Origin of the sequence: Kribbella sp. NPDC026611 (genome assembly GCF_040638345.1) — a bacterium.
Classification (GTDB): Bacteria; Actinomycetota; Actinomycetes; order Propionibacteriales; family Kribbellaceae; genus Kribbella.
Genome location: NZ_JBEZYC010000013.1, coordinates 191,640 through 204,916, shown reverse-complemented (window position 1 = coordinate 204,916; position 13,277 = coordinate 191,640). Strand labels below are relative to the sequence as shown.

The following is a 13,277-nucleotide window of genomic DNA, read 5'->3' as shown; positions in this document are numbered from 1 at the left end:
GGAGAACCCCAATGACCGGCCCTGGTGAGCCGAACGAGCAAAACGGCAGCTGGCAGGGCCCGTCAAACCAAGGCCCGATCCCCCCACCCCACGACCTCCCTCAAGGCAGCCAGCCGCCACGGGAACTGCCGGGTGCCGGCGGCGGTGATCCGACTCCGCCACGAGGTGCGGCGGCCTTTATCCCGGAGCCGTCCGCCTGGATCTCGCTTCTGACGGCTGTGCCGTGGTTCTTCTGGAGCTTGATCCTGGTCGTTTGGGTCGCCGGAGCGATCGGATTTGGCTGGGGGTGGATTGTGATCGCACTCTGGATCGCTTCGGGAGCGGTTACCTTTCTGGCCCCGACCGAGGCTGCCCTCGCGCGCTACCTGTTCCGCCTGCGCGAACCAACCTTGATCGAGCAGCAGCGTCTCGCGCCAATCTGGCATCAGTTGTTGCAGCGGGCCGACGTTCGCAGCGCACGGTACACGCTCTGGATCCAAGAATCGGAGGACGTCAACTCGACGCCGACGCCCGGACACCTCGTGGCTGTCACGCGGTGGGCGCTGTACACCCTGCCCCCGTCGCATCTCGAATCTGTCTTGGCGCACGAGCTTGGCCACCACCTCGGCGGCCGGTCGTGGCTCAACATGCTGAGCTTCTGGTATTCGATCCCGGCTCGGTGTGGATTGATCGCGGTGCGGGCCGTCGCCAGGTTGATGCGGCGAGTACCAGCGCTGGGGTGTTTGATCGGCGGTTTCCTCGGGATGGCGTACATCGGCCTCATCCTCGCGGTCTTCGCACTTGGGCACGGCTACATCTGGCCATTCCTGTTCGTCACGCCGTTTATCGCTCCGCCGTTCCTGGCTTGGCTCAACCGGTGGCACGTCAAGCAGGCTGATCAGAAGGCAGCTGCACTGGGCTATGGCAGCATGCTCGTGCAGGTCCTCTACGGCTGGCAGGTGCAACACCAGCAGACACTCGGTCGCGACGAGAGCCGACGCGCCCAGGTCATGTCGAGCAGACCGTCGCTGATGGAACGTGTACGCACCCTGGAGCGGACCGAGGGCATTCCGCCCAAATCCTGGGGCTGATCAGCGCGGCGCGGCCGAATGCGCACACCAGAGCGAACCTGGTGACGTCGCACGGGATTTCGGAGGCCGCAGCACACGGAGTTCGGATCCAAGAGATGCGCCGCGGCCTCATCGACGTCAACGGTGTTAGCGCACCTCTGCCGACGTCAGAACCCTACCGGAGCTTGTGGTGTGCGTCAGCCGTCGATCCGTTTGACCTCGTGAGTTGTGTCTGGGCTGGTAAAGGCCAGGAGGTTGTGGGCTTCGGCTTCTATTAGTTGCCAGGCTTTGGGGGTGAGTTTGATGAAGGGGGTGATTTCTAGGGTTGCGGTTTTATTGGTTTGTTTGGGGTGGGTCCAGAGGGCTGTGGGGGTGGCGTTGTGGAGGAGGGTGCCTTTGGTTAGGAGGGTGTTGAGGGGGAGGGATTGGCGGGGTTGGGGGGACTGCCAGCGGGTGCGGTCGGCGTGGGAGAGGAGGAGGTTGTCGTATTCGGGGAGGAAGCGGGTGGGGGCGGGGGTGTCTTCGGGTGGGAGGGTGAGGTGGGGGAGGTCGTAGAGGGTGCGGCCGGATTCTGCGTCGGTGTAGGTGCGGAGGTCGAGGCGGTCGAAGACTTCGTTGAGGCGGGTCAGGCCTGACCAGTTCTGGGCGTCGGCGATGGTGGCTGGGCCGTAGGCGGCCAGGTAGCGGAGGACCAGGTCGTCTGGTGACGGGGTGGCGGTGACCGAGGTGTTGAGCCACAGGTCGGCAGTGGAGATGGCGGCGTTGCCGCTCTGCTTCCAGAGGCCTCTTGGCGGGGTCTGGATGGTGGGGAGCAGGCAGCGGACGGCGTGGGCGAGGGCTGCCGGGTCTCGGTCGGGCCAGAGGGCGGAGAGGTGGTCTCGGAGCTGGGATGCGGTGGCGGGGCCCTCGGTCAGGCGGGCGACGCCGGCGGCTAGGACTGCGTTCATGTCGAGGCCTTCCAGGCGGTGGCGGCCGTAGGTCATGTTCTGGTAGACCTCGCGTTCCAGGCGCGGCTGGAGGAGCGGGCGGAAGGACAGGAAGTCGCGGCTCGAGACGAGGTGGATGGTTGCGCGCATCATCGAACCTCGGACGGCAACCCGGTCCTCCAGCAGGCGGACGAGATCGTTGGGGTCGAAGTTGGTGAGGCGGGTCCAGAGGCCGACGTACGGCGCCTGTGGGGACTGAGCCTGCATGCCGACCAGGTGCTCTATCGCTTCCAGTGCGGTTGCGTCGTGGCGGTCGAGGAGCCACTGGCGGTCGAGCGTGGCGCGGTTCAGGGCCTGGAGGCTGAGCTTCGGCATGGCGGGATCCTCTCGTGGTGAGCGGGTTCCACGCTAGGCCGGTTAGCGGACAGGACTTGTCCTCTACTCATCCGGCTGAATCGGACAGCGCGGTGCGGGCGAGGAGCACCACGGCAAGGCGGGTGAGAGGTTTTCCCTTGCGCGGGGGAAATGCCGGAAAGTTTTGCTTCCCAGGCGGGTGTCGGCCGAACTAGGGTTCGACGGATTGTAGTGGTTGCGTTACGCAAACACGGATGTGGGAGGGAAACGTATGAGTAGACGCCGCAAGGCGCTCGTGGCCGTTACCGCTGGGTTGGCCACTGTTTCGCTGGGGTTGTCCTTCACGAGCGCCGCGGGGGCCGCGCCGGGAGCGAAGACCGACCCGAACGGCCTGAAGCTGGTCAAGACCAAGACGTCGCTGTTCGGCACCCACTACTGGTACCAGCAGACCTTCAAGGGCCTGCCGGTCATCGACGGGTACTACGCCAAGCACGTGACGAAGAGCGGTACTACCGAGATTGCGGACGGGCGGGACGCCGTACCGGCGGACCTGGACGTCAGCGCCAAGGTCCAAGCGGCGAGCGCGACCCAGTCCGCGAACTCGGCCGTCACCGCGCGGGCGAACCGGGCCCGGATCGCCGGACCGGGGAAGAGCCTCACCCAGCAGCCGGCCGCGACCAGCGGGGCCGCGCAGCTCGCCGTCATCGGCGGACCGAACGCGCGCCTCGTCTGGAACGTCACCAGCCGTTCGACGGAGGGCGTCAGCCGTTCGCTCGTCGACGCCAAGACCGGCAGTGTGGTCGCCTCGAAGGTGATCAGCGACAACGTCGACGGGCACGGCTCGGTCTTCGACCCGAACCCGGTGGTGAGTGAGCAGAACGAGAAGCTCACCGACATGAACGACAAGAACCAGGACGCGTTGTTCCTGGCGCAGAAGAACGTGATCCTGCGCAACCTGGACGGTTCGGGCAAGCTCAACGGCAGCTACGTCAACATCAAGGAAGCCAAGGGCGGCATCGCGCAGAACAAGAACAACAACTTCATCTACCAGCGCGCGAACGACAAGTTCGAGCAGGTGATGGCGTACTACCACGTGAACCAGACGCAGGAGTACATCCACTCGCTCGGGTTCACCGACGTGAACAACGAGTCGCAGGACTTCTCGATCGACACCTTCGCCGGTGACAACTCGTTCTACGACCCGTCGACCGACATGATCACGATGGGCGAGGGCGGTGTCGACGACGCCGAGGACGCCGAGGTGATCTGGCACGAGTACGGGCACGCCATCCAGGACGACGTCGTACCCGGGTTCGGCGAGTCCGAACAGGCCGGCGCGATCGGTGAGGGCTGGGGCGACTACTGGGCGGTGACCAACTCGGTCCCGGTCAGCAAGGGCTTCAACCTGCCGTGCGTGATGGACTGGGACGCGACGTCGTACACCACCGACGAGCCGCACTGCCTGCGCCGGACCGACGGCACCAAGACCACCGACGACATCGACGGTGAGGTCCACGACGACGGCGAGATCTGGTCCCGCGCGCTCTGGGACATCCACCAGAACCTCGGCCGCACCAAGGCGAACAAGCTGATTCTCGAGGCGACGTTCTTCTACGACCCCGACACCTCGTTCGCCGCCGCGGCCCAGGACACCGTCCAGGCTGCCCGGCTGCTGTACGGCAAGGCCGCGGCCCAGACCGTGACCGACGCCTTCAAGGCCCGCAAGATTCTGTGAGTAAGTAAGTTACAGGTCATGCGCCCATGGTTACTGTGGGCGCATGACCTGGAGTACTGCGGACATCCCTGACCTGACCGGGCGACGGGCGCTCGTCACCGGCGCCACCAGCGGCATTGGGTACCAGACCGCGCTCGAGCTGCTGAAGCACGGCGCCGACGTCCTGATCGGTGCGCGCGACGCGGCGAAGGCCGAGCAGGCGGTGCAAGATCTGGCCCGGGCGGCAGGCCGCGCGCCGGCCGTGGTCGAGCTCGACCTCGCCGACCTCGGCAGTGTCGAGAAGGCGGCCGGCGAGGTCATCAAGACCTACGACCGGCTCGACATCCTGGTCAACAACGCCGGCGTGATGGCGCCGCCGTACCGGCAGACGATCGACGGGTTCGAGCTGCAGGTCGGCACCAACCACCTCGGCCACTTCGCTCTCACTGGTCGGCTGCTTCCTTTGTTACTTAAGGGAAGCAGGGTTGTCACGGTCAGCTCGTTCATGCACAAGACCGTCAGCGGGATCAGTGAGCAGGACTTCCGTCAGGGGCCCAGCGGCTATCGCAAGTGGGAGGCGTACGCGAAGTCGAAGCTCGCCAACCTCCTCTTCATGCTCGAGCTCGACCGCCGCGCCCGCGCCGCCAACGCCTCGGTGCTCAGCGCCGGCTCCCACCCCGGCTACGCCGCCACGCATCTCCAGGCCGCCGGTCCGGAGCTCGCCGGCCGGCAGTTGCAGGCGCGCGTCTGGAGCGCCGCCACCCGCCTCGTTGCGCAGTCCGCCGCGGCCGGTGCCTGGCCGAGCCTGTACGCCGCCACCGAGCCTGGCCTCCGCCCCGGTTCGTACGTCGGACCCGGCTTCCTCGAGTACCGCGGTACGCCGAAGCTCGTGCTGCCGACCCGTACCGCCCAGGATCCCGAGCTGGCCGAGCGTCTCTGGGAGTGGTCCGTCGAGGCAACCGGCGTGAACCCGACACCCACCGCGTGAATCCGGCACCCACCGCGTGAATCCGGCACGCCCGGGTGACTCCGACGCCCCACAGGAATCCGACACGCACCGTGCGGAACTAGTGACACAGGGGCACAACCTGGTTACCCTCCAGTAACGCTCAAGGAGGTCACCAGTGCGCCGTCTCGTCGCCGCCCTCGCAATCGCAACCGCCCTGATCCTGCTGACGCTCGGCCCGCCCGCTCAGGCAAGCCCCGGCTTCACCACCGCGTACGAGCGGATCCCGGGCGCCGGCGGGATCGAGCTCGGCGCCGTCGTCCTGACGCCGACCGGCCAAGGCGACGGCCCGTTCCCGCTCGTCGTGATGCCGTCGAGCTGGGGCGTCCCCAACGTCGAGTACGTCGGCCAGGGGAGCAAGCTCGCCACCGCAGGCTTCCAGGTGATCTCGTACTCGAGCCGCGGCTTCTGGGACTCGGGCGGCGCTATCGACATCGCCGGCCCGCCCACGGTCGCCGACGTCAGCAAAGTGATCGACTGGGCCGGCCAGCACACGCCGGCCGACACCAGCCGGGTCGCCGCGGTCGGGATTTCGTACGGCGCGGGTACGGCGCTGCTCGCCGCCGCGCAGGACCCGCGGATCAAGGCGGTCGGCGCGATGAGCGGCTGGGCCGACCTGATCCGCTCCCTCGACCCGAACGAGACAGTCGCCCTCCAGTCGGTCGCCGGACTACTTGCCCTCGGCAACCTCACCGGCCGGCCGGGGCCGGAGATGGCGTCGTTGCAGACCAAGTTCGTCACCGGCGACTTCGACGGCGCGATCGCCGAGGCCAAGCAGATCTCGCCGGTCCGGTCCGCCGCGACCGCGGTCGACCGGATCAACGCCAGGCAGCCCGCGGTGTTCCTGGCCAACGCGTTCGAGGACTCGATCTTCCCGCCGTCGCAGTACACCGACTTCTTCACCAGCCTGACCGGACCGAAGCGCCTCCTGCTGGCCCACGGCGACCATGCGACGCCCGAGGTGACAGGCGCGATCGGCCTGCCCAACGAGACGTGGGACGAGCTCGCCACCTGGCTCCGGCACTACCTGACCGGCGCGCCAGGCGACTCGAACCAGCCGGTGCAGCTCAAGTCGCAGCGCGGTGTCTGGCGCGGCTACCCGGACTGGGCAGCGGTCGGCCGACCGACCACGTCGTACCTGACCAAGACGGGCCTGTCGCAGACCGCGACCACATGGAGCACGAGGATCGGCGCGGGCGTGCCGACGGTCGCCGACAGCGGCGTGGCGCTGGTATCCGGCGCGCTGCAAGGCCTGCTGTCCATCCCGACCGGCGTAGCGACGCCGCTCGTCGACCGCAACTTCGCCGGCATCTGGTCAGGCCCGACGTACAGCCGGCCGACCGTCGTCAACGGCTCACCCACGCTGCACCTGACCGTCAATCCGTCGGCGACCACCAGCCTGTTCGCCTACCTGTACGACGTCGACGCGCTCGGCGTCGGCTCGCTGATCTCACACAAGCCCACCACGCTGCAGACCGCCGGCGCGATCGACCTGCGGTTGGAGGCGACGAGCTGGGAGGTGCCGGCCGGTCATCACCTCACCCTGGTCGTGGACACGGTCGATCCGCGGTACCTCGGCCGGAGCACGCTCGGCAGCACCGTCACCTTCGGCTCACCGTCCTGGCTCACCGTCCCGGAGGCGTCGTGACCGTCAGCCGTCGAGGATTCCTCGGCCTCGCCGCAGCCGCGGCCGTCCAGCTTCACCGCGCACCGAGCAACACCCTCTACCTCGGCACGTACGGCGCCGGCATCGGCATCGCGACGTACGACGCCAACGGTAAGCTCACCGCGTCCGGCACAATCGCGGGTGTGCCCAACGCCTCGTTCGTCATCCGCAGCGGCACATTCCTGTATGCCGTCAACGAGCAGGACGCCGGCGCGGTGACGGCGATCGACATCTCCGGCCCGCCGCGAGTGCTGAATCGTCAACCCAACAAGGGATCTGGCCCGTGTCATTTGGCGCGCATCGGCAACTATCTGCTGAGCGCCAACTACGGCTCCGGTGACATCGCGGTGCATCCGATCGCGCCAGACGGGAGCCTGGGGCAACAAACGGATCTGGTCCGGCACGAGGGTGCCGAGCCGCATGCGCACCAAGTCGTTCAGGCAGGCAACTATGTGCTGGCCGTGGATCTCGGGACCGACTCGATCTACAGCTACGCGCTCGCCAACGGCAAACTCGCGCTGAAGCACCAGGCGAAGGTGGAGGCCGGAGCCGGACCGCGCCATCTTGCCTTCGACCCCTCGGGGCAGTTTGCCTACGTTGCCGACGAGTTGGACAGCACGGTCACCATCTGCAGGTACGACGATGGTGTGGTGACGCCGATTTCGACCCAGCCGACGGCGCCGGCCGGTCCGCAGAACTACCCTGGCGAGGTGGTGGTCTCCAACGGCTTCGTCTACGTGACCAACCGTGGGCACAACAGCATCGCGGTCTTCCGTGCGCACGGCGCCGAGCTGGAGCTGGTCGGCACGCCGAGCTGTGGTGGTGACTGGCCGCGGCACTGTGCGTTCGATCCGAGCGGCCGGCTGCTGTTCGTGGCGAACCAGAAGTCGAACAACGTGACCACCTTCGCGGTCGACGGCGGCACGCTGACCCAGACGGGAGACTTCAGCACGCCGACCCCGGTCTGCGTGAATGTTTGATTCTGCGCGAGCTCTTGCGTTTCTGTGATGAGAACGTTTCCATGGGGACTGCCTTTCTCCGCCCTGAAAGGAAGCCCCATGCTCAGAGTCCTCGTTGCCGCGGCCCTCACAGCCTCCGCAATCCTGGCCCCGACGGCCCAAGCCCAAGCACCCCAGGCCCAAGCACCCCAGGCCCAGGCCCAAGCGGCCCCGTCGCTCACCACCCCGTGGACCAAGGACGTCTCACCGACCAACGCCCTCCCCGAATACCCGAGACCCCAGCTCACCCGCCCCGAGTGGCGCAACCTCAACGGCCTCTGGGAGTGGGCCCCAGCCGCCCCCGACGAGCAACCCCCGATCGGCCGCACCCTCACCGAGCAGATCCTCGTCCCGTACCCGATCGAGTCCCAGCTCTCCGGCATCCAGCGCCACGAGGACCGCATGTGGTACCGCCGTACCTTCACCGTCCCGAGTGATTGGAAGGGCAAGCGCCTGATCCTGCACTTCGGCGCCGTCGACTACGACGCCAAAGTCTGGGTCAACGGCCGGCAGGTCGCCACCCACCGCGGCGGGTACGACGGTTTCGACGTCGACGTCACCACCGCCCTGCACGCCAAGGGCCCGCAGGAACTCATCGTCTGGGCCGAGGACCTGACCGACGAGACGTACCAGCCGATCGGCAAGCAGCGCGAGACCCCCGACCACGGCATCTTCTACCAAGGCAGCTCCGGCATCTGGCGCACCGTCTGGATGGAGCCGGTCAACACGGCCTCGATCGAGCGCCTGCAGATCACCCCGGACCTGCCCAGCAAGTCGTTCAAGCTCACAGCGGTCACAGCCGGCCCGACGGGTCAAGACGTCGAGGTCACGGCGTACGACGGCCGCCGCCAGGTAGCGCAGCTCCGCGGCAAGGCCGACCAGGAGCTGAGCCTGCCGATCCCGAACCCGAAAACCTGGTCACCGGACAGCCCGTTCCTGTACGACTTCAAGGTCCGCCTGATCGACCGCGGCAAGACCGTCGACCAGGTCGGTTCGTACGCCGGGATGCGGTCCGTCGGCCTGAAACCGGGCGCCGACGGCAAGCTCCGGATCGCGCTGAACGGGAAGATCCTCTTCAACCTGTCCACGCTCGACCAGGGCTTCTGGCCGGACGGGCTGAACACGGCGCCGACCGACGCGGCGCTCAGGTTCGATCTCGAGCAGCACAAGCGGCTCGGGTTCAATACCGTCCGCAAGCACATCAAGGTCGAGCCGGATCGCTGGTACTACTGGGCCGACAAGCTCGGCCTGATGGTCTGGCAGGACATGCCGGCGTCGAAGACCGACGCGATGCCCGAGCCGTGGCGGACGCAGTGGAAATCCGAGCTGCGGGAGATGGTCGAGGAGCACAAGAGCTTCACCTCGATCACGGTCTGGGTGCCGTTCAACGAAGGCTGGGGTGAGTGGGACCAGGCCGAGACCGGCCGGATCGCCGACAGCGTCAAGGCCGAGGACCCGTCCCGTCTCGTCAACGCGCACAGCGGCGTGAACTGCTGCAACTCGCACGGCGACTCCGGCCGCGGTGACCTGATCGACTACCACGCGTACCTCGGCCCGGCGACGACCGCGCCGGCCGGTACCAGGGCCGCGGTGGACGGCGAGCACGGCGGGTTCGGGCTCAAGGTCCCGGACCACATGTGGTTCGGTGACGGGTTCGCGTACGAGATGACGCCCGACTCGGCCACCCTGACGAGACGGTACGTCGAGAATCAGCGCGACGTACTCAAGTCCGCCAACCAGTGCGGGATCGGCGGCTCGGTGTACACCCAGCTCACCGATGTCGAGGGCGAGCTGAACGGTTTCTTCACCTACGACCGGCGGGTCCCGAAGATGGACTTCGCCCAGGTCCGGACGGTCAACCGGCAGATCATCGCCGGCGCGGACGGCAGCGGCACCGGCGGACCGAACCCGGGCCCGGGCACACCAGGTGCTGACGGCATCCACTTCTACCCGCTCGACGGCAGCGCAGAAGATGCTGTCGGCAACAACGACGGCACATTGCAGGGCGGCGCGGTCTTTGCCGAAGGCAAGAACGGCCAAGGCGTTGCGCTGAACGGATCCGGGCAATATGTCGACACCGGCGCCGCGCTGCTCGACACCAGCGGCAACTACTCGGCGAGCGCCTGGGTCAAGCTGAACAAGGCCGACGGCTCGTTCCAGACCTTCGTCAGCCAGGACGGCGACCGCGACAGCGCGTTCTTCCTGCAGTACTCCGGCCAGGACCAGCGGTTCGCGATGAGCTTCCCAGGCATCCGTGCGCTGTCGCCGACCAAGCCGAACCCGGACCAGTGGTACCACGTCACCGGCGTCCGCGACGTGGTCAAGGGCGAGCTGAAGCTGTACGTCGACGGTCAGTTGGTCGCGACCAAGAGCGCCTGCAGCCTGGACGCGAGCTCGACCGGCAACACCGTCATCGGCCGGGCCAAGTTCGGCGGCAACCAGGTCGACTTCCTGGACGGCACGATCGACCAGGTGCACGTCTACGACCGCGCACTCACCGACGAGGAGGTGCGCGCCCTGTACGAATCCGGTCGATAGGGCCCCGGGCCCTCGTTCGAGATGCGAAGTCGTCGCAAACCCCCGATCCTGGTACTACCCAAACCGACCTGGGGAGGTGAGCGCGGTGGCCGCACCGAGTCACGTGCTCTCTCCCCGGTCGACGGTCGGGTTCCGGCCGCCGCGGTTCGGCCTCAGCGGCTCGCACCTCGGCGAGCCGGCGCCGGACGCCGCGGTCGCCACCGTGGACGCGGCGTACCAGGCCGGGATCCGGTTCTTCGACACGTCACCGGCGTACGGCGACTCCGAAGTACGACTCGGTACGGCGCTGCAGAAGCGACCCCGGGGTGAGTTCCTGGTCTCCACGAAGGTCGTCGGCGACCCTGAGGAGTCTGTGCAAACGAGTCGTGAACGGCTCGGCCTCGCCGTCGACCTGGTGTTCGCGCGCGAGGAGTCGGCGTACCCGGTCCTGGACGGGCTGCGGCGGGACGGGGTGATCAAGGCCGTCGGTGCGGTGTCGGACGACTGGATCCAACTCGACCACCTGGTCCGCGACGTCGCCCTCGACTGCGTCCTGCTGACTGCGCACTACTCGTTGCTCGACCGGTCCGCAGCGCCGCTGCTCGATCGTTGCGTCGCCCGCGGCGTCTCGGTGATCGTGTCCAGCGTCCTCACCCCGCAGGTCCTGCAGGCCGAGTCGGTCCAGGCCCGGCGGATCTCCGCGGTCTGCGAGCGGTACGGCGTCTCGCTGCCGCAGGCCGCGCTCGCCTTCCCCAGCAGGCATTCCGCGGTCACGTCAGTACTGATCGCGGCCGCCAGCCCGGCCGAGATCCGGGCCGACGCGGCGCTCGTCCGGCAGCCGGTGCCGGAAAAGCTGTGGCGGGATCCCGAGCTGCTGCGCCTGCTGTCCTGAGCCGGACCGCCGGCAGCTAGAACTTGTCGCCGCCGGTCGGCGACGCGCTGCCGGACGGGAGCCCGGTCGGGACCGGGACCGTATCGGTCGAGGTCGGGTTCGGCGTCGCCGGCGTGCTGCCGGTCGTCGTCGGCGTACCGCCCGTGCCCGGCGGGGGAGTGGTCGGCGTCACCGTGATGGTGATCGTGTTGGTCGGCGTCGGGATGACGGGTTCCGGCTCGAGCGGCTGGGCGTTGTGGAACAGCAGCCAGGCCAGGAACACGGCCAGCGCCATGATCAGCGCCATCGTCAGCAGCGCCAGAGCCAGCGCCCAGCGGGATGCCGGGCGCAACGCGTTCGGCCAGGGCAGCGGCCAGATCCGGAACAGGCCGGGCCGGCGGCGGTTCTCCCAGTAGTGCCGGAAGTCGGGTCCGCGCAGCCTGCCGAGCTGCGGAACGCGGTCCATCAGGACCGCGGACAGCACGTCCTCGCCGCGGCGCTCGGCGAGCAGCCGCTCGTCGGACGCCGCACTGCTTCCGTCGTCGGTGCGGATCGGGCCGATCGCGGCCCACAGCGCGAGGTCGTCGTCGTCCGCGTCGTTGTGCGCGAGGACCGCTTCCTCGGGCAGCTCGTCGACCGCGGTGACGAACCGATCCCGGGCGGCCGCGTCGTCCGCGGAGCCTTCGGTCATCATCGCGACCACGGCGTCCCGGCCGGTCTCGTCGCTGGCGACGTACAGGTAACCGGCCGCGTTCGCGCCGAGCCGGCCGCGGAGCCAGAACTCGCCGACCCGGGGCGGGTCCTCCGGCTGCAGCGGCAGCGCCTCCGGAATCGCCCGGGCAGGCGTCTCCGCCGGCGTTTCCGCCGGTGGTGCCTGGGGCTGGGATTCCGTCGCTGTCATCACTCCAATCCCACCACATCCCCGGTAGCACTGTCGCCACGGCCGTCAGCTGACTGTCAGCCGCCCGGTTGACGGCGCCCGATTTGGCCGGGAGGGGCAGGATGGGGAAGGACCTGGTGGGCCGTGCACCGCTGGCCCCGCCGATCTGATGGAATGGCCGGTGTTGCGAAGTGGGGAATGGCCAGTAACAACATGGTCCCGGCGCGGACCCCGGAAGGACAGGCATGACCGAAACCACGGTGCCGACAGGCTCGGTGGCCCAGCAGTCCCGGCTGATCGGCGAGGCGATCACCGAGGTGAAGCGGGTCATCGTCGGCCAGGAGCACATGGTCGAGACCCTGATGGTGTCGCTGCTGGCGAAGGGTCACTGCCTGCTCGAGGGTGTCCCGGGCGTCGCCAAGACGCTGGCCGTCCGGACCTTCGCGTCCGTGGTCGGCGGCACGTTCGCCCGGATTCAGTTCACCCCGGACCTGGTCCCCTCCGACATCGTCGGCACCCGGATCTACCGGCAGACCCGGGAGACCTTCGACATCGAGCTCGGCCCGACCTTCGTCAACTTCGTCCTCGCCGACGAGGTCAACCGGGCGCCGGCCAAGGTGCAGTCGGCGATGCTCGAGCTGATGGCCGAGCGGCAGGTGTCGATCGGCGGCCAGACCTTCCCGATGCCGAAGCCGTTCATCGTGATCGCCACCCAGAACCCGATCGAGTCCGAGGGCGTCTACCCGCTCCCGGAGGCGCAGCGGGACCGGTTCCTGGTGAAGATCGACGTACCGCACCCGCGGGGGCACGAGGAGTTCGAGATCCTGCGCCGGATGAGCGTCGACCCGCCGGAGCCGCGGCAGGTGCTGAAGCCGGAGACGATCATGGAGCTCCAGCGGTCGGCCGAGCAGGTCTTCGTGCACAACCTGGTCGCGGAGTACGCCGTCCGCCTGGTGATGGCGACCCGGACGCCGACCGACTTCCACCTCCCGGACCTCGAGCCGATCATCGAGCTCGGCGTCAGCCCGCGCGCGACCCTCGGCCTGATCGCGGCCGGCCGCGCGCTGGCGCTGATCCACGGCCGCGACTACCTGCTGCCGAGCGACATCCAGACCGTCGCGCTGGACGTGATGGGTCACCGCCTCGGCCTCACCTTCGACGCGGTCGCCGACAATATCGACCCACGCGCGGTGATCGAGCGCATCCTGGCCACCGTCCCACCGCCGCAGCCCGTCTGGCGCGACGGCACCGACGGCACCGGCCGCCCGGAGTTCGTGTAGTGCCCAACCGTCCCGA

Annotated in this window: 10 protein-coding genes; 8 read left to right on the top strand and 2 right to left on the bottom strand. The window is 68.2% G+C overall.

Annotation, left to right across the window (positions count from 1 at the left end):
* Positions 1-11: 11 nt before the first annotated feature.
* On the top strand, positions 12-1,070 hold the full coding sequence (locus tag AB0E69_RS38115) for a M48 family metalloprotease (protein ID WP_360158177.1): 1,059 nt from the start codon (positions 12-14) through the stop codon (positions 1,068-1,070).
* Positions 1,071-1,246: 176 nt separating this feature from the next.
* Here AB0E69_RS38115 and AB0E69_RS38110 read toward each other — a convergent pair whose 3' ends face one another.
* The gene (locus AB0E69_RS38110) at positions 1,247-2,350 is read right to left on the bottom strand and encodes a winged helix DNA-binding domain-containing protein (RefSeq protein WP_360158174.1); all 1,104 of its coding nucleotides are present in this window, start codon (positions 2,348-2,350) and stop codon (positions 1,247-1,249) included.
* Between the two features lie 250 nt (positions 2,351-2,600).
* On the opposite strand from AB0E69_RS38110, the gene AB0E69_RS38105 reads away from it, so the two are divergent.
* The 6 genes from AB0E69_RS38105 to AB0E69_RS38080 all read left to right on the top strand — a co-directional run bounded on the left by AB0E69_RS38105 (position 2,601) and on the right by AB0E69_RS38080 (position 11,122).
* Positions 2,601-4,064: a M36 family metallopeptidase gene (locus AB0E69_RS38105; protein WP_360158171.1), complete on the top strand. Its 1,464-nt coding sequence runs from the start codon at positions 2,601-2,603 to the stop codon at positions 4,062-4,064.
* Positions 4,065-4,107: 43 nt separating this feature from the next.
* On the top strand, positions 4,108-5,031 hold the full coding sequence (locus tag AB0E69_RS38100; protein ID WP_360158168.1) for an oxidoreductase: 924 nt from the start codon (positions 4,108-4,110) through the stop codon (positions 5,029-5,031).
* 136 nt (positions 5,032-5,167) lie between these two features.
* The gene (locus AB0E69_RS38095) at positions 5,168-6,697 is read left to right on the top strand and encodes an alpha/beta fold hydrolase (RefSeq protein ID WP_360158165.1); all 1,530 of its coding nucleotides are present in this window, start codon (positions 5,168-5,170) and stop codon (positions 6,695-6,697) included.
* Positions 6,694-7,695 carry a lactonase family protein gene (locus tag AB0E69_RS38090; protein WP_360158162.1) on the top strand — a complete coding sequence of 334 codons (1,002 nt, stop codon included), beginning with the start codon at positions 6,694-6,696 and terminating at the stop codon, positions 7,693-7,695. Before AB0E69_RS38095 ends, AB0E69_RS38090 begins: the two co-directional genes overlap by 4 nt.
* Positions 7,696-7,773: 78 nt before the next feature.
* Positions 7,774-10,251, top strand: coding sequence for a LamG-like jellyroll fold domain-containing protein (locus AB0E69_RS38085; protein ID WP_360158159.1), 2,478 nt, complete (start codon positions 7,774-7,776; stop codon positions 10,249-10,251).
* An 85-nt stretch (positions 10,252-10,336) separates the two neighbouring features.
* A complete protein-coding gene (locus AB0E69_RS38080) occupies positions 10,337-11,122 on the top strand; it encodes an aldo/keto reductase (protein WP_360158156.1) in 786 nt (261 codons plus the stop codon).
* 16 nt (positions 11,123-11,138) lie between these two features.
* Here the strand turns inward: AB0E69_RS38080 and AB0E69_RS38075 are convergent, their stop codons facing one another.
* A complete protein-coding gene (locus AB0E69_RS38075) occupies positions 11,139-12,002 on the bottom strand; it encodes a hypothetical protein (RefSeq protein WP_360158153.1) in 864 nt (287 codons plus the stop codon).
* Positions 12,003-12,226: 224 nt separating this feature from the next.
* On the opposite strand from AB0E69_RS38075, the gene AB0E69_RS38070 reads away from it, so the two are divergent.
* The gene (locus AB0E69_RS38070; protein WP_360158150.1) at positions 12,227-13,261 is read left to right on the top strand and encodes a MoxR family ATPase; all 1,035 of its coding nucleotides are present in this window, start codon (positions 12,227-12,229) and stop codon (positions 13,259-13,261) included.
* Positions 13,262-13,277: the final 16 nt, after the last annotated feature.

Bases quoted from the DNA above. Each gene is read 5' to 3' on its own strand.
- AB0E69_RS38115 (WP_360158177.1), top strand. From the start codon at position 12: ATGACCGGCCCTGGTGAGCCGAACGAGCAAAACGGCAGCTGGCAGGGC.
- AB0E69_RS38110 (WP_360158174.1), bottom strand. From the start codon at position 2,350: ATGCCGAAGCTCAGCCTCCAGGCCCTGAACCGCGCCACGCTCGACCGC.
- AB0E69_RS38105 (WP_360158171.1), top strand. From the start codon at position 2,601: ATGAGTAGACGCCGCAAGGCGCTCGTGGCCGTTACCGCTGGGTTGGCC.
- AB0E69_RS38100 (WP_360158168.1), top strand. From the start codon at position 4,108: ATGACCTGGAGTACTGCGGACATCCCTGACCTGACCGGGCGACGGGCG.
- AB0E69_RS38085 (WP_360158159.1), top strand. From the start codon at position 7,774: ATGCTCAGAGTCCTCGTTGCCGCGGCCCTCACAGCCTCCGCAATCCTG.
- AB0E69_RS38075 (WP_360158153.1), bottom strand. From the start codon at position 12,002: ATGACAGCGACGGAATCCCAGCCCCAGGCACCACCGGCGGAAACGCCG.
- AB0E69_RS38070 (WP_360158150.1), top strand. From the start codon at position 12,227: ATGACCGAAACCACGGTGCCGACAGGCTCGGTGGCCCAGCAGTCCCGG.